This is a genomic window from Streptomyces sp. NPDC050988, from assembly GCF_044456225.1.
Lineage (GTDB): Bacteria > Actinomycetota > Actinomycetes > Streptomycetales > Streptomycetaceae > Streptomyces.
In genome coordinates, this window is sequence record NZ_JBITFQ010000007.1 from 12830 (window position 1) to 29405 (window position 16576).

At 70.0% G+C, this 16576-nt stretch carries 12 protein-coding genes and 1 pseudogene; 8 read left to right on the forward strand and 5 right to left on the reverse strand.

Annotation, left to right across the window (positions count from 1 at the left end; translation table 11 throughout):
- The first annotated feature begins 60 nt into the window (after window positions 1–60).
- The 8 genes and pseudogenes from ACIBEI_RS17620 to ACIBEI_RS17655 all read left to right on the forward strand — a co-directional run bounded on the left by ACIBEI_RS17620 (window position 61) and on the right by ACIBEI_RS17655 (window position 8581).
- Window positions 61–1176 carry a cupin domain-containing protein gene (locus ACIBEI_RS17620; protein ID WP_398889651.1) on the forward strand — a complete coding sequence of 372 codons (1116 nt, stop codon included), beginning with the start codon at window positions 61–63 and terminating at the stop codon, window positions 1174–1176.
- Window positions 1173–2000: a fumarylacetoacetate hydrolase family protein gene (locus ACIBEI_RS17625; protein ID WP_398889653.1), complete on the forward strand. Its 828-nt coding sequence runs from the start codon at window positions 1173–1175 to the stop codon at window positions 1998–2000. Before ACIBEI_RS17620 ends, ACIBEI_RS17625 begins: the two co-directional genes overlap by 4 nt.
- A complete protein-coding gene (locus ACIBEI_RS17630) occupies window positions 1997–2695 on the forward strand; it encodes a maleylpyruvate isomerase family mycothiol-dependent enzyme (protein ID WP_398889655.1) in 699 nt (232 codons plus the stop codon). The genes ACIBEI_RS17625 and ACIBEI_RS17630 overlap by 4 nt, the downstream gene beginning before the upstream one ends.
- A 71-nt stretch (window positions 2696–2766) precedes the next feature.
- Complete coding sequence (locus ACIBEI_RS17635) at window positions 2767–3873, forward strand: NAD(P)-dependent alcohol dehydrogenase (RefSeq protein WP_398889657.1); 1107 nt, start codon at window positions 2767–2769, stop codon at window positions 3871–3873.
- 88 nt (window positions 3874–3961) lie between these two features.
- Window positions 3962–5404: an aldehyde dehydrogenase family protein gene (locus ACIBEI_RS17640; protein ID WP_398889659.1), complete on the forward strand. Its 1443-nt coding sequence runs from the start codon at window positions 3962–3964 to the stop codon at window positions 5402–5404.
- Window positions 5405–5438: 34 nt separating this feature from the next.
- A pseudogene (locus ACIBEI_RS17645) lies at window positions 5439–6236 on the forward strand (alcohol dehydrogenase catalytic domain-containing protein); the annotation flags it as partial.
- Window positions 6237–6579: 343 nt separating this feature from the next.
- Window positions 6580–7092, forward strand: a complete 513-nt coding sequence (locus ACIBEI_RS17650; protein WP_398889661.1) for a YybH family protein — start codon at window positions 6580–6582, stop codon at window positions 7090–7092.
- 238 nt (window positions 7093–7330) lie between these two features.
- A complete protein-coding gene (locus ACIBEI_RS17655) occupies window positions 7331–8581 on the forward strand; it encodes a DUF4032 domain-containing protein (RefSeq protein ID WP_398889663.1) in 1251 nt (416 codons plus the stop codon).
- 9 nt (window positions 8582–8590) lie between these two features.
- On the opposite strand, the gene ACIBEI_RS17660 is transcribed toward ACIBEI_RS17655, so the two are convergent.
- From ACIBEI_RS17660 to ACIBEI_RS17680, 5 genes are all read right to left on the reverse strand, one after another.
- Window positions 8591–9439 (reverse strand): universal stress protein, encoded by an 849-nt coding sequence (locus ACIBEI_RS17660; protein WP_398889665.1) that lies wholly within the window; start codon window positions 9437–9439, stop codon window positions 8591–8593.
- A 133-nt stretch (window positions 9440–9572) separates the two neighbouring features.
- Window positions 9573–10823 (reverse strand): SGNH/GDSL hydrolase family protein, encoded by a 1251-nt coding sequence (locus ACIBEI_RS17665; RefSeq protein WP_398889667.1) that lies wholly within the window; start codon window positions 10821–10823, stop codon window positions 9573–9575.
- Window positions 10820–13192: a glycosyl hydrolase family 95 catalytic domain-containing protein gene (locus ACIBEI_RS17670; RefSeq protein ID WP_398889669.1), complete on the reverse strand. Its 2373-nt coding sequence runs from the start codon at window positions 13190–13192 to the stop codon at window positions 10820–10822. The genes ACIBEI_RS17665 and ACIBEI_RS17670 overlap by 4 nt, the downstream gene beginning before the upstream one ends.
- Window positions 13193–13222: 30 nt before the next feature.
- A complete protein-coding gene (locus ACIBEI_RS17675) occupies window positions 13223–15073 on the reverse strand; it encodes an alpha-galactosidase D (protein ID WP_398889671.1) in 1851 nt (616 codons plus the stop codon).
- A gap of 165 nt (window positions 15074–15238) precedes the next feature.
- Window positions 15239–16423 carry an ROK family protein gene (locus ACIBEI_RS17680; protein ID WP_398889673.1) on the reverse strand — a complete coding sequence of 395 codons (1185 nt, stop codon included), beginning with the start codon at window positions 16421–16423 and terminating at the stop codon, window positions 15239–15241.
- Window positions 16424–16576 lie beyond the last annotated feature (153 nt).

A 16576-nucleotide genomic window follows, 5' to 3' on the forward strand; every position in this document is an offset into this window, starting at 1 on the left:
AGCTCTCCCCGCGCTTGGGCTCAAGCGGCAGAGGGTCCGGCTCACGACGGGGAGGTTCCCATGACGCAAGGCACGTCCGTACCACCCGACCAGGCCGCAGACGCCGCCGGCCAGCCCGAGCGGACCCCGGCGCTGGAGGCCCTCTACCGCACCTTCGAGCAGCAACTGCTGATCCCGCTCTGGACGCAGATCGGCGACCTGATGCCGCCGTTCCCGGAAGCCAGCGCGGTGCCCCATCGATGGCGTTGGAAAGACCTGCTCCCGGCGGCCGAGCAGGCCGGGGAGCTGGTCCCGGTCGGCCGCGGCGGTGAACGACGCGCGATCGCCCTCGCCAACCCGGGCCTCGGCGGCCGGCCCTTCGCCACCTCGACATTGTGGGCGGCGATCCAGTACCTCAACCCCGGCGAGGATGCCCCGGTCCATCGGCACAGTCAGAACGCGTTCCGCTTCGTGGTCGAGGGCGAAGGGGTGTGGACGGTCGTCAACGGCGATCCGGTTGCCATGCGGCGCGGCGACTTCCTCCCGCAGGCCGGCTGGAACTGGCACGGCCACCACAACCGGAGCCACCACGCCATGGCCTGGATCGACGGTCTCGACATCCCGTTCCAGCACTACACCGAGGCCACCTTCTTCGAGTTCGGCACGGACGAGGTGGAAACCCGTGAGACGCCGGAGCGGTCCCGCTCGGAGAGGCTGTGGGGGCATCCCGGACTGCGCCCGCTGACGCACCTGCGGCCGAGCCCGGCGACCCCGCTGCTGGCCTATCGCTGGGAGTACACCGATCGGGCCCTGACCGAGCAACTGGCGCTGGAGGCGGACGGTTACCGCGTGACCGCCGAGGCCGGCCATGCCGCGGTCCGCTACACGAACCCCACCACCGGCGACGATGTCCTGCCGACGCTGCGTACGGAATTCCACCGGCTCGCCCCGGACACCGGGACCGCCGGGCGCAGGGAGGTCGGCTCCTCGGTCTTCCAGGTCTTCGATGGCAACGGCCGGGTGACCGTCGGCGAGTCGAGCTGGACCGTCGAGCGCGGAGACCTGTTCGTCGTCCCCTCGTGGCAGCCGTTGTCCTTCGAGACCGGGACCGGCATGGACCTCTTCCGCTTCACCGACGCACCGATCTTCGAGCGGCTCGGCCTGCACCGCTCCCACCAGGATGGAGTAACCGCATGAAGCTCGCGACCGTACGCGTCGACAACGGGTTCCGCACGGCACGCGTCGAGGACGGCGGCTACGTCGACATCGGTCCCGGCGACGTCGGCGAGCTGCTCGGCCGGCCGGACTGGCGCGCCGCTGCAGCCGCGAAGGACGGACCACTGTTCACCGTGGAGCCGTCCCGGCTCGCCCCCGTCGTCACACGTCCCGGAAAGATCGTCTGCGTCGGGCTGAACTACCGCAGCCACATCACCGAGATGGGACGCGACCTGCCGGAGGTCCCCACCCTGTTCGCGAAGTTCCCAGAAGCGCTGATCGGTCCGAACGACACGCTGACGCTGCCGCCCGAGTCCGACGCGGTGGACTGGGAGGCCGAGCTCGTGGTGGTCATCGGACGCAGCATCCGGCGCGGTGACCGGGCGGAGGCCGAGGCAGCGATCGCGGGGTACACCGTGCTGAACGACGTGACCCTGCGCGACTGGCAATTCCGCACCCGCGAGTGGCTGCAGGGCAAGACCTGGGAGGCCACGACCCCGCTCGGCCCGTGCATGGTCACCCCGGACGAGTTGCCGTCCGACGCCGAGATCAGCTGCACCGTCGACGACGAGGTCGTGCAGAAATCCACCATCGGCGACCTGGTGTTCGACGCCCCGGACCTGGTCGGTTACGTGTCGACCATCGTGACCCTGCAGCCCGGCGACCTGATCGCGACCGGCACGACCGGGGGAGTGGGTCACGCCCGCAAGCCTCCGCGCTATCTGCAGGACGGCCAGACCCTCGTGACGCGCGTGCAGGGCATCGGCGAGCTGACAACACCGGTACGTCGGGAGCCGACCCCGTGACCTCGACCTCTTCGCAGTGGATGGCCGAGGGGCACGAGTATTTCCTGTCGTGCCTCAAGAACATCAGCGACCGGGAGCTCGACGGGCCGAGCAGGCTGCCCGGCTGGAGCGGCCGGCACCTGCTGTCCCACGTCGGCCACAACGCCCGGGCCCTGGCCAGGCTGGCGCACTGGGCGGCGACCGGTGAGCAGACGCCGATGTACGCGACCACGTCCGCCCGCGCGGAGGAGATCGACGTCGGCGCCCGGTGGCCCGCCGGGCAGTTGCGCGACTTCGTCGTGACAGAGCAGGACCTGCTGACCGGCGCGCTCAGCCGCATCTCCGGCGGCCGATGGCAGTTTCCCGTCGTCACGGCGCAAGGCCGCACCGTACCGGCGAGCACGATTCCCTGGCTGCGCAGCCGCGAAGTCTGGATCCACGCCCGCGACCTCCCGTCGGGCGGCGACTTCACGGACTTTCCGGAGGCCTTCCTCGATGCGCTGATCGACGACGCGCTCGAGCGCCGGCGCGCCACGCGATCCCTCGACCTCGACGTCCAGGCCACCGATCGTCCGGCGCGGCCCGGCGGGGGCGGTGAGCAACAGCTGCTGGGCACCGCGGCAGATCTCGCCCGATGGCTCACCCGGGGAGAACGGTCCCCGGCGCTGCGCATCCGCAGCGGCATTCCGGTGCCACAGCTTTCGCCTTGGCTCTAGCGTTGCCCGGTTTGCCTCCAGGCCGGACGATCAGGTTCCGGCGACGGGGTCTTCACGGAGAGGGAGACATCATGTCGACAACCATCACGGCCGCCGTCGCTCCGAGCACCGGTCGGCCGCTCGCCATCCAGCAGCTCCAGCTCGACGATCTCTGCCCGGACGAGGTGCGGGTACGTATGGTGGCAACCGGCGTCTGCCACACGGACGCCAATGTGCGCAACGGCTTCATGCCCACGCCGCTTCCTGCCGTGCTGGGCCACGAGGGCGCCGGCGTCGTGGAGGCCGTCGGTGGCGGCGTCACCTCCGTGGCGCCCGGCGACCATGTCGTGCTGTCGGCCGCCTACTGCGGGCGCTGCCGCACGTGTCGCGCCGGGCTCATGGCGTACTGCGAGGACCTGATGGCGCAGGACTTCGGCGGTCGGCGCCGCGACGGCTCGACCTCACTGAGCTCCGCGGACGGGCCGGTCTCGTCCCACTTCTTCGGCCAGTCGTCGTTCGCCACGCACGCGAACGTCGTCGAGACCGCCGTCGTCAAAGTCAGCCCGGACGTCCCGCTGCAGACGCTGGCGCCGCTCGGTTGCGGCATGCAGACCGGCGCCGGCACCGTCCTGAACGAACTGCACCCCGAGGCCGGCAGCTCGCTCGTGGTCTTCGGTGTCGGCGCGGTCGGCGCCGCCGCCGTCATGGCGGCGCGCGTGGCGGGCTGCACCACCGTGATCGGTGTCGACCTGCACGAATCCCGGCTCGAGGTGGCCGAGCGGATCGGCGCCACCCACACCGTCAACCCGGCGACCACCGACGTCGTGGAAGCGATCGCGAAGATCACTCGTGGCGACGGTGTCCAGTACGCCCTGGACACCACCGCAGTCCCCGCGGTGCTGCGCCAGGCCGCGACCAGCCTGGCGATCCGGGGCACCCTGGCCCTTGTCGGCGCTTCGCCTGCCGGTACAGACGTGGGCTTCGAGATCGGTGAGTCCTTGGTCAAGGGATGGACCTTCAAGACCGTGATTCAGGGCAGCGCCGTGCCTCAGGTGTTCATCCCCCGGCTCGTCGATCTGTGGCAGCAGGGCCGTTTCCCGTTCGACGAACTCGTCCAGACCTACGCCTTCGACGACATCAACACCGCCTTCGCGGATTCCGCGAGCGGCAAGGTCATCAAGCCCGTCATCGTCTTCTGAGCCCACCTGTGGTGGAACCCAGGCCAGTCCGTTGTACGGCACTGCCGTCCGGCACCCTCTGATCGCGTCCGTCAAAGGAGATACATCGATGATCAACGACGCCGAGCTCCCGCACGCCCGCCACTACATTGCCGGCGAGTGGATCGATTCCGGCAGACGCACCGAGTCCCGTAGTCCGGCCACCGGCGAAATACTGGGCACGTTCGCCGACGGTGGCGCCGAGGAGGCGAGGGCGGCGATCGTCGCTGCCCGCCACACCTTCGACACCACGGGCTGGTCCCGTAACCGCGATCTGCGGGCCAAGGCCCTGTTCGAGATGGCCGACCTGCTCGAGCAGCGCCAGGAGGAATTCATCGGTCTGCTGGCCCGCGAGAACGGCAAGATCCTCGGTGAGGCCGGGTTCGAGATCAGCCTGACGATCCCGAAGTTGCGCTACTACGCCGCGCTGGCTCTGGCCGACCACGGGAGCAGCGCCGAGGTGAAGCCGGGCCTGTACTCGATGACCTTGCGCGAAGCGGCCGGGGTCGCCGGCGTCATCGCGCCGTGGAACTCGCCGGTCGTACTGGCGGTGCGGTCGTTCGCCCCGGCCCTGGCCGCCGGCTGCACTGTCGTGGTCAAGCTGCCGGGCCAGACCGGCCTGGTCAACGGCCTGCTCAGCGAACTTGTCGCCGCGACGACCAGCCTGCCGGCCGGTGTGCTGAACATCTTCACCGAGTCCGGCAACGACGGTGCGCCCCTGCTGGTCTCCTCGCCGGACGTGGACGTGGTCAGCTACACCGGGTCGACCGCGGTCGGCCGGAAGATCATGGAGCAGGCGGCGCCGACGCTCAAGCCGCTGTCGCTGGAACTCGGTGGCAAGAGCCCGATGCTGGTGTTCGACGACGCCGACCTGGATGTCGTCGTGCCGGTGCTCACCAAGGCCGTCACCACCTTTGCCGGCCAGTTCTGCATGACCGGCAGCCGCATCCTGGCGCAGCGAGGCATAGCCGACGAACTCCGCCGCCGGATGGTCAACTCGCTCACCGCCGTGAAGGTCGGGCCGGGCGACGACCCGGCGAGCGAGATGGGCGCCATGATCGACGAGCGCAGTGCCGAGCGCGTCGAGGGGCTCGTGGCCGATGCGGCCGGCTACGCCGACGTCCTTCTCCGGGGCGCGCGGGACGGGGTGTTCATCCATCCGTCCCTGGTCGAGGTCGAGGATGTCACCGCGCCGATCGTGCAGCAGGAGGTGTTCGGCCCGGTCGCCACCTTCGAGGTCTTCGACACCGAGGCGCAGGCCGTGCAGCGGGCCAACGCGACCGAGTACGGCCTGGCCGCCTCGATCTGGACCCGCGACGTCGACCGCCCGCTCCGCGTCGGCCGCGAGATCAAGGCAGGCACGGTCTGGACCAACACCTGGGCCGTGGTCCACGACCAGTTCGAGGAAGGCGGCTTCAGGCAGTCCGGCATGGGCCGGCTCAACGGCGTACGCGGGCTGGAGGAATTCCAGGAGACCAAGCACCTCGTCCACCCCGTCGCGGCCATCGGCTGACCTCACACCATCGCGAGCCACCTTCATGACGACGATGCGCGCGGTCGTGCTCACCGAGCCCGGCCCGGTCGACAACCTCCAACTGCGTGACCTGCCCCTCCCGCATCCCCGCCCGGGGTGGGTCCGCATCGCGGTCAGGGTGTTCGGGCTCAACCGCTCCGAGCTGCACCTGCGTCTCGGCATGGCTGAGGGCGTACGGCTGCCGATCGTGCCCGGCATCGAGGCCGTCGGTGTCGTCGACGCCGCACCCGGCAGCGACCTGCGCCCCGGCCGGCAGGTCGCCGCGATGATGGGCGGGATGGGCCGCGCCTACAACGGCGGATATGCCGAGTACACGGTCGTGCCACGGGGCCAGGTCGTGCCGTTCCGGTCGGACCTGCCCTGGTCGGTGCTCGGCGCCGTACCGGAAACCCTGCAGACCGCCCACGGATCACTGACCACCGGGCTCGACCTTCAGCCCGGGCAGACCCTGCTCATCCGCGGCGGCACCTCGGCCCTCGGGTTCGCCACCGGGGCCCTGGCCAAGGACCTCGGCGCGACGGTGCCGGCCACCACCCGCCAGCGCGACCGGCTCGACATTCTCGCCGCGCACGGGGTCGGTCACCCGATCCTGGGCGACGGTGCCGTGGCCGGGCAGGTCCGCCGGATCGTCCCGGGCGGGGTCGACGCCGCGCTGGAACTCGTCGGTACGCCGACCCTGCCCGACACGCTGTCCGCGACGCGCGTCCACGGCACCGTCTGCTTCGCCGGGATGCTGTCGAACCAGTGGACGGTCCCGGACTTCTATCCGATCGCGTACCTGCCGCGCGGGGTGCGGCTGACCGCGTACGGCGCGGAAGGGTGAGCAATGATGCGCGCCCCCTTCCAACTCCCCGCCGTCCTGGGACACGAGGGGGTGGGCATCGTCGAGGCCGTCGGCACCCACGAGTCGGCGACCTCGCACCCGGCGACCGGGTGGGAATGAGCTTCACGCCGTGCGGTGTCCGCACGAACTGCCGATGCGGCGACTCCGGACAAAGCGGCCTGGGTGGCCTCAACGGCCCTCGCGGGCTCACCGAGTTGCGGGCGGACAGGACCTACGTCCAGATCCTCGGCTGATGACCTGACCACTCCTTTGTCGTGCCAGAACTCGACAGGCGTTTCTGGCAGTAACCACTCCTGGAAGGAACCAGTTCATGTCCAACCGTCGTACCCTGCTGCGCAACAGCGCCGCCGCCCTCGGCGCCACCGCCCTCGGCGCCTTCGTCTCCGCCCCCGCGGAGGCTCGGACACGACAGCAGCCCCGATCGTCCAATGCGCGGCAGCATGCCGAGATCGTGGCGGTACTGAGGAGCTATGAGCGAGCGCTGAATGCCAGTGATGTCGCAGGCGTGGTGCGGCTGTATACCGCCGATGCCGTGTTGATGGCCCCGAACGCTCCGGCCGCGATCGGCACCGATGCCGTGAGCGCGGCGTACACGGGTATCTTTCAGGCGATTGACCTTGATCTCGCCTTCGAGGTCGCCGAAGTACACGTCGTGTCTCCCGAATGGGCGTTTCTGCGAAGCACCTCCAATGGCTCCGTAGTTGTCCTGGCCAATGGCGCGCAGATCCCGAGTAGCAACCAGGAGTTGTTCGTGCTGCAGAAGTGCGAAGGCCGTTGGAAGCTGGCCCGCTACAGCTTCTCGTCGGTCCTGCCTTCGGCGTAGTAGGGCCACGGGGTCCATCACCTTTGGCGATCTGCAGCTCACCGCCGTAGGCGGTGAGCTGCAGATCTTCGCCGCTTCAACGCGCGCGGGGCCCTGTTCAGCCGCCGGCCCGGCCCGAAGAGCGGGCACATCTCCCGCTAAGGAACGAAACGGGCCACCGTGTTGACGAAAGGGACGTCCAGGTGCGGAGATGCTCCTGCGACATGACGGCCGACCGTGAGGGCAGGGCAAGCGAGCGATGGCATTGCAGATCAGCGCCACCAACCCGGAGCATCCCGCGCTCCTGCTCGACCTGCCGTGGCAGCTGCCCCTGGAGGAGTGGCCGGAGCACTACCTGGTGCCACTGCCTCGGGGCATCTCGCGGCACGTGGTGCGCTACGCGCGCGCCGGCACGGAGGTCGTGGCGGTCAAGGAACTCGCCGAACGGCCCGCCCTGCGGGAGTACGAGCTGCTGCGCAGTCTCGACCGGCTGAACATCCCGTCGGTGGACCCGCTCGCCGTGGTCACCGGCCGCACCGACGAGGGCGGCGAGCCGCTGGAATCCGTACTGATCACCCGCCATCTGGGCGGCTCGATGCCCTACCGGTCGATGTTCGAGACGACGATGCGACCCGCCACCATGCACCGGCTCATGGACGCGCTGGCCGTGCTGCTCGTCCGGCTCCATCTCGCCGGGTTCGCCTGGGGCGACTGCTCGCTGTCCAACACACTGTTCCGGCGGGACGCGGGCGCGTACGCCGCGTATCTCGTCGACGCCGAGACCGGGGAGCTGCATCCGCAACTCAGCCCGGGGCAGCGCGAGTACGACCTGGACCTCGCGCGCGTGAACATCAGCGGGGAGCTGCTGGACCTGGAGGCGTCCGGCGCCCTCCACCCGTCGGTGGACCCGATCGAGTTCGGTATGGAGATCTGCGCGCGCTACCACCGGCTGTGGGAGGAGCTGACCCGCACGTCCGTGTACCCGGCGGGCAAGCACCACTACATCGACCGCCGCATCCGCCGCCTCAACGACCTCGGTTTCGACATCGCCGAGATGCAGATCGCGCACTCCTCGAACGGTGACACGGTCACGTTCGTGCCGAAGGTCGTCGACGCGGGCCACCACCAGCGCCAGTTGCTGCGGCTGACCGGGCTCGACGCCGAGGAGAACCAGGCGCGGCGGCTGCTGAACGACCTGGAGGCCTGGATGGCCACCCAGGACGACTACGCGCCCGGCGATCCGCTCGCCGCCCGCCCGGAGGTGCTGGCCCACCGCTGGGTGCGGGACGTCTTCCGCCCGACCGTGCGTGCCGTACCGCACGAGCTGCGCGGCTCGATGGATCCGGCCGAGCTGTACCACGGGCTCCTCGAACACCGCTGGTATCTGTCCGAGCGGGCCCAGCACGACATCGGCCTGGACACAGCGGTCGAGGACTACGTCAAGAACATCCTGCCCCCGATGCGGGACGCGCTGCCGCCGCCGACGGACGATCCCGCAGCCTCGGTCTGAGACGAACGGTCAGGCCGACGGGACGACCGCCACCGGGCAGGGCGCGTGGTGCATGGCCGCATGGGCCACCGAACCCACCCGTGCGCCGACGGCGGAGCGGTGCGCGCGCCGGCCCACCACCAGCAGCTGGGCCGGCGCCGCCGCCGTGAGCAGTACCTCGCCCGCACTGCCCATCTCGACGTGCTGTGTCACTCGCACCTGGGGGAACCGCTCCTCCCAGGGCCGCAGCGCCTCCGCGAGCGCCTTGTTCTCGTACTGCTCCAGTCCCCCGGCCTCGTCGGCGAGCTTCAGCGAGGCGGGGCTGAAGGTGAAGACGGTGGGCAGGCTCCAGGCCCGTACGACACGCACGCCGGCGCCGCGTGCCGCGGCCGTCTCGAACGCGAACTCCAGTGCCGCCGCGCTGTCGTCCGGGCCGCCCTGCTGCCCGACGACGATCTCGCGCCCGGCCGCCTCGGACTCGGCGAGATCCCCGGCGCGTACGAGGACGACGGGCCGCGCGGACTCGGCGACCACCTGCTGTCCGACGGAGCCGAGCAGGAATCCGACGATCGCCCCGTGCCCGCGGGTGCCGAGCACCAGCGTCTCGGCGTCAGCCGCCGCGGCGACCAGCGCCTCGACCCGGTCGCCTTCGAGAAGGTCGGTGGTCACCGGCAGGTCCGCGTGCCGGTCGGTGACCTCGCGTGCGGTCTCGGCCAGCGCGTCCCGCACGTCCCCGGTCCGGTCCTCGCCGTCGGACTTCTCCCAGGCGTGCACCACACGCAGCGCCAGTGAACGGCGTACCGCCTCCCTGGCCGCCCAGTGCACTGCGGCCAGGGATTCGGCGGAACCGTCTACTCCCACGGTGATCGGGCGGGTCATGTGACAGCCTCCGTCGCGTTGGTTGATGTGCCCACGCTACAGAGCCATTACGCCGGCCCGCACGGCGGTGCTGTCAGCTCGTCAGACGGGCGAGTTCGGGCGATGCGTCAGCGTGATGCCTCGGTGTTTCGCCTCAGCGCGCTGCTCGTGCGGAGCAGTCGAGGCTCTTGAGGTCGACGGCGTCGGCCATCGCCTGCATGCCCTTGTCGTTGGGGTGCAGACGGTCGCCGCCGTCGAAGACGGGGAGGATGCGCTCGTGGTCGTAGGGGCTGCGGAGGATGCGGTCGAAGTCGGTGACGGCGTCGAACTCCCCGCTGTCCCGGATGAATTGGTTGATCTCCTGGCGTACGGACTCGGCGGCGGTGTCCCACTCGTACCAGCCCTTGAAGGGCGCGACGGTGGCTCCGACCACGCACTTCCCCGCTTTGTGGGCGCGGTCGATGATCTCGCGATAGCCCTTGATCATGTCCTGGGCCGTGACACCGGAGTGGGCCTTGATGTCGTTGACGCCCTCGAAGAGGAACACCGTGCGGACGCCCGGCAGGGAGAGGACGTCACGGTCCAGCCGGTTGAGGGCGCTTTGCCCAGCGCCGTCCGTGAGGACCTTGTTTCCGGAGATTCCCTCGTTGGCAACTCCCTTGACCTGACCGGTCGTTGCCTTCAGCCGACGGGCTAGGTAGTCGGGCCAGCGGCGGTTCAGATCGCTCGTGGACTGCCAGCCGTCCGTGATGGAGTCGCCGAGCGCGACCACGGCCCCGGTGGCCGAACTCGTCCGTACGGACACGGCGTCGAGGTAGAACCACGAGCCGATCGGCTGGGTCCAGGAGGTCGCGGCCTCCTCGCCCGTGTGGTCGCCCTCCGCTGCGTACGAGGTCTGCATGGCCATGGAGTGCCCGGTGGCCGTGCCGCTCGCCTCGCTGGTGTGGATACTGACGGCCAGGTCGGTCGCGGCGGGCAGCTTGCCGGGGAGCGGGTCGCTGTACGCGGTGGCGCCGGCCGGGACCGTGACGGAGCGGGAGCCACCGAACGTCAGCCGCTTGTTGGTGCCGCGGACCACGGTGGCGCCCTCCTGCCGGATGCCGGCGTAGACGCTGTCGAAGGTCAGCGGCCGGTCGCCGAAGGCGTTGGAGAGCCGGATGCGCAGGTCGTCCCCGGCGACGCTGGTGCGCACGATCAGGCGGTAGCTGCGGTCGTTGACGGCGTCGCCGATGCGGTCCGCGCTCGCGCCCCAGGTGACGACGTCGTGCCGCTGCGCGGCGGCGGCTTCGGCCGTGGTCGCGTGTGTGTCGGCCGGCCGCGCCGCCGCGGGCGTCACGTGGACGCCCGCGGCGATCAACAGCAGGACGGCCAGACGGCCGCCCGCTCGGGCGAAACGGGCCGTCATCGGGCGAAGTCCCGCAGCGTGACGGACCCGCCGGGCTTCAGCGTCACCGTCCGGGACGTGTTGCCGTACGCCACCGTCGTGGTCCGGCCGCCGACGCTGTGGAGCCGGGCCTCGGTGGGCTTCCCGTCGCGCCAGCGCAGGTCGACGGTGAAGCCGCCGCGGACGCCGACTCCCGTGACGGAGCCGGACTTCGCCCAGGCGTCGGGCAGGGCCGGGAGCAGCTCCAGGTGGCCCGGGCGGGAGTAGAGGAGCATCTCGATCATCGCCGCGGGTGTACCGAAGTTGGCCTCGATCTGGAAGATGCCGCGGCCCTTCTCCACTTCGTAGATGTCGAAGAGGTTGGGGGCGGTGCCGTTGCCGCCGTCGATCGACGGGCGGAGGTTGTTGACGACCAGCTGGTAGGCCTTGTCCGCGTCCTTGAGCCGGGCCCAGCACAGACTGCGCCAGGCGTTGGCCCAGCCGAAGCTCTCCATGCCGCGTGCGGCGAGCAGGGCCGTGGCTCCCTCGACGATCTCCGGCGGGGTGGAGTCGTCGGGGCGGATCCGGTCTCCGGGGAAGAGCCCGATCAGCGGGGACAGGTGGCGGTGGGTGGTCTCGCCGAGGTTGTCGGGCGACATCCACTCCTCCAGCCAGCCCGTCTTCGGGCTCACCTTCGGCATGTAAAGCCGCTTCTGGAGGCCACCGATCTTCTTCGCGTAGGCGGAGTCCTTCTTCAACTCCTTGGACGCGGTGAGGAAGTGGTCGAACAGCACCCACACCAGTTCCTGCGCGTACGTCATGCCCTTCGCGTCCTGCGGGCCGTGCTCGGGCGACCAGTCCTTGTCGTCGATGAGCACTTCCTGCGAGGTGCCGGGGAGCGTCGTCGTGATCAGTCGCGCCTCCCAGAACTCGCAGGCACCCTTGAGGAGCGGGTAGATCCTCGCGAGATGGGAGCGCGACCGGGTGAACTCGTAGTGCTCCCACAGGGTCGTGCACAGCCAGGCGTTGCCCGCCGGATGCCACCACCAGCCGCTTCCGCCATGGATGTTGGTGGAGAAGGCGACGGCCCAGCCGGCGACCTTCCCGGTGGAGTTGCGGAAGCGGTTGCGCGGGTCGTTGTAGAGGTCGTTGGTGAGTTTCGTCCAGGACGGGAACTGGGCGAGGCAGTAGTCGGTGAGCGCGTCGAAGCACTGGGACAGCCCGGCCCGGTCGGCCATCCAGTAGTTCATCTGGATGTTGATGTCCGTGTGGTAGTCGCCCATCCAGTCCGGGTCGTTGCCGTCGAGCCACAGCCCCTGGAGGTTGAGCGGGAGGCTGCCGCGGGATCCGGAGATCATCAGATAGCGGCCGAACTGCAGGTAGGCGGCCTCCAGTTCGGGATCGGGCTCGCCGTCCCGGGCCCGCGCCCCGAGCCGGTCCCAGGTGTCGAGTGAGCGCTGCTCGTCCGACGACGTGCCGAGCGAGATGTCCAACTGCTCGAACAGCTCGCGGTGGTCGGCTACATGGGTGCGCAGCAGGGTGTCCGCCGAGTGGTCCGCCGCGTCACGGACCTTCGTACGGGCCAGCCGCTCGGGGTCGAGAGACGGATCGCGGTAGCCCTTGGCGGCGTCGGGCGCGTAGTTGGTGCCGCCGCTCACCACGACGGTCAGTTCCCTGCAGCCGGAGAAGTCGATCCGCGGGCCGTTCACCCGGACGCTGCCGCCGCTGCTCGACGCCTTCACGGCCGCGCCGTAGCGCAGACCGTTCGGGAAGGCGGCCCCGAAGGAGGTGCCCGTCACGCTCTCGTCGTGCGTCCCCTCCAGGGAGATGCTGCCGGTGTAACGGCCGCCGCCGCTCTGGGAGAAGTGCAGGACGATCGCGTCGTCCGGGCGGCTGGCGAAGATCTGCCGCTTGTACGTCACTCCGGAGCGGACGTACGACGCAGTCACCACGCCCTGCGCAAGGTCGAGGGTGCGGCGGTAGCCGTTCACGGCGCCCAGGTCGTGGTCGGGGATGTCGACGGTGAGGCGGGCCAGGAGCGTGAAGGACCCGAAGTTCTCGCGGTCGTAGGGGAATTGGCCGTCCGAGTCGAGCTTGTCGTTGAGGCCGCCGGTCCACATGGTGGCGTCGGTGATCAGGAGGAGTTCACGGCCGGGGTCGTTGCTCGCGAGGGCGCCGAGGCGGCCGTTGCCGACGGGCAGGCCCTGTTCGATCATCGAGTGCTCGTCGCCGGGCGACTGCCACCACAGCTGGTTCCGTGAACTCCCCTTCGGGAACGGGGCTTCGGCGGGGCGCTGAGGTGCGGCCGACGCGGTGAAGGCGGGCAGGCCGCCGAGGGCGGTGGCGACGCCGGCCGCCGCGGCCAGTGAGAGGAGTCTTCGTCTGCTGGGCTCGGTCGGGTTGTTGTCCATGGTGCGGCTCCAAGGGGATGAGAACGGCGGTCAGGACGACTTCGGGACGTCGATGCGGTCGATGTCCGGGGCGTAGCCGGTGCCGCTGTCGAAGGTGATGGTGTTGGCGCCGGCCTTGAGGGTGACGGGCACGCTGACGGTCTCGGCGGTTCCCCAGTCCCCGGTGGAGGGGAACTTGTGGTGCCTGGCGCCGTTGCCGTTCGCGGAGACGTCGATCGAGCGGGCGTCACCGCTGACGTAGGCGACCTTCACCATGTACGTGCCGGCCTTGGCGACGACGACGTCGTTGAAGCGGAGCTTGCCGCCGACGTAGAGGTTGCCGACCTTCTTGCCGCCCGAGCAGGCGGAGCAGTCGGCGACGGAGGCGTTGCCGCTGAGGGCGTTGGCGGTCGACTCGGCCTCGTAGCCGGTCGAGGAGAGCGCGGCGCCGCGCGGGGTGACGGTGAACAGGCGGGAGCCGTGGGCGGGCAGGGCCTGCGTCACCTTGTTCGTGTGCGTGCCGAGGTTCTCGCGGTTCCACAGGTCCCGTACGGAGGCCTTGCCGGTGAAGCCGAGGGTCGACCAGTCGGCGGTGACGGGGGCGGGAGAGTCGGCGAGGTTGAACAGGGCGACGGTGTAGCTGCCGTCGGCGTTCTTGGCCGCCCACACCTGCTGCGGGTCGGACGGGGTGACCGGACGGGCGGGCGGTGTGCTGCCCTGGTTGAGGGCGATGACCTCGCGGTTGGTCAGCAGCGACACGCCGTAGGAGTCGAGTTTGGTCAGGTCGTCACCGGTGTAGAGCGGGGACTTGGCGATGGCCCACAGGGTCGCGTAGCTCTGCCGCTCGGCCTTGGTGAGGCCGTCCATCTGGCCGTTGCCGACGTCCAGGGAGTCCAGGTCGTTCCAGCCGCCGGCACCTGCGTGGCGGGTCCAGCCGGGGGCGTCATCCCAGCGGTCGTCGACCGAGTTCTCCCAGCTGACAAGGGTGTTGCAGTAGCACTCGACATCGGTGTCGATGCGCCAGCCGTTGGAGTACTTCTTCCAGTCGGCGACCCGGCCGATGTCGAGCGACCAGGAGATCTCCAGGTGGATCGGACGGCCGGTGGCGGCGATGGCCTTCTGCCAGGCGGCGACGTCGGCAACGTTGTCGTACTGGTCGCCGTTCTTGCCGGAACCCGGTCCGACCCCGTCGAGCTTGAGGAAGTCGTAGCCCCAGTCCGCGAAGAGCCGGGCCTGCGAGTCGACGTACTTCTGGGCGCAGGGGTTGGAGAAGTCGAGCTTGTAGGCGCTGTCCCAGCCGTTGGTGGTGCGCAGGTCGCTGTACACGATGTCGGCGGTCGTGCAGCCCTCGGCGTTCCAGATGGGGGTCTTGCCCTCCCCGTACGCCTCCTTCTCCAGGCCGACGGGCAGGTAGATGCCCGCCTTGAGTCCCTTGCCGTGGATGTGGTCGGCGATCGGCTTCATGCCGCGCGGGAAGCGGTTCGGGTCCGCCTTCTGACGGGCGTACTCGTCGAATCCGGGCTTCCAGTCCTTGGCACGCCACCATCCGGCGTCGAGGTTGACGTACTCGTATCCGTACGGCTTGAGCTTGGCCGCGAGGGCGTCCGCCTGCTTGAGGACGTTCTTCTCGGTGAGGTAGCTGTAGTCGCCGTCGGGGTTGAGGCCGGGGTACTTCGAGGACTGCATGCTCCAACTCGACCAGCCCATGTAGGGCTTGGCCGCGACCGCCTCGGCACCGGCGTCGGCGATGGACGTGGATGTGATGGTGGGAGTGGTGGCGGTGGGCGTGGCGGCCTGGGCCGCCGGGAGGGTCGTCGCCATGGCCGCGGTGAGGGCCACGACGAGCACGGCTCTGGTGGAGCGACGGGCGGGGGTACCGGGAGAGTACGAGGATGACCTCATGGGTCGGACCTCCAGTGATGGGTTCGGCTCTGCGCGGGTGCGGTGATGCGTTGGTGCGGTGGGGCAGTGATGTGTCGGTCCGGTGGGGCGGGAACTTCCTTGGAGGCCAAGGAGCTTGACGGCCCGTCAGGAGTCCATCAGGAATCCGTCAGGAGGTGGGGCGGCTCATCCCTGGCCGCGGGTCGGACCACTGATGAAGGACTGGATGGCGGTGGCCGCGGCTCCGCGCGCCCACTCGTCGAAGGGCAACGGACGTGTCAGCAGGTCGCATCGCGCGGCCGTGCCGAACGCCGACGCGGTGAAGGCATCGCGGATCTGCTCGGCGAACAGGTCGTACGCGGCGAGACCCTCGCCGGAGATGATCACGCGCTGGGGCCCCATGAGGTTGGCGACGGTCGCGATGGCCCGGCCGATCGCCTCCCCGGCCCGCGCGTACACCTCGCGGGCGCCTGGGTCGCCCCGGCGGGCCAGGTCGACGGCCTGCGCGGCGTCGGCCACCGGCAGGCGGGTCGCCTCGCGCACCGCTGCGACGATCGCGGGGTCCGCGGCGATGGCCTCGGCGCACCCGTGGTTTCCGCAGTGGCACGGGGGTCCCGTCGGGTCGATGACCACGTGCCCGATCTCGCCGGCCACCCCGTGCGCGCCCGACACGACCTTGCCGTGCACGACCAGGCCGCAGCCGATGCCCGCACCGACCGTCACCACCGCGAAGTCGGAGAGGCCGATGCCCGCGCCGAACCACTGCTGGGCGACGGTCAGGGCCCGGACGTCGTTGTCGACGGTGACCGGCAGTCCGGTTGTCGTCTCCATGAGTTCGGCGAGGGGAAGGTCGCGCCACTCCAGGAAGGGCGAGAAGCGCACCTCTCCGGCGGCGCGGTCCACATCGCCGGAGACGGCGACGCCGAGCCCTTGGACCTGGACGCCGAACCCGTCGGCCTCCGCGAGGAGTTCCTGCGCGAGGGCGGCGACCGAGGCGAGCACGGCCTTCGGTTCGCGGTCGTCGAGGGGTACGTGCCGGGCGACGCGGATCCGGCAGCACAGGTCGGTCAGCACGGCGATGATCTCGTCGCCGGTGATCTTGACGCCGATGAACAGGGCCCGTCCGCCGTCCACCCGTACGGGGTTGGCGGGCCGCCCCAGGGACGGGCGTGCCTCGTCTCCCGCGTCCTCCACCAGGTACCCGGCCTCGATCAGCGGCCGGACCGCCTTCGTGATCGCGGCCGCCGAAAGACCGGTCCGGACGGCCATGTCCGACCGGGTGAGCGGGCCGTGGGACAGCACGGTGGTGAAGATCTGGGCAGCGGCCGGCGTGTGTGCCGGGAACGCCTCCGTACCAGGAGTCGAGCGCATGCCCGGAACCTAGGTCCGTTCTTTTCCGCCGTCAATAAAAGAAGCAAGGATCCTTTGAAGAGGGGGGATTTGACGCTTTGGCCCTACGGATGCACCCCATCACCGGATATCGCACCGGCACTTGCCCGGCGCCATCCCCTCTCATGCTTGAAG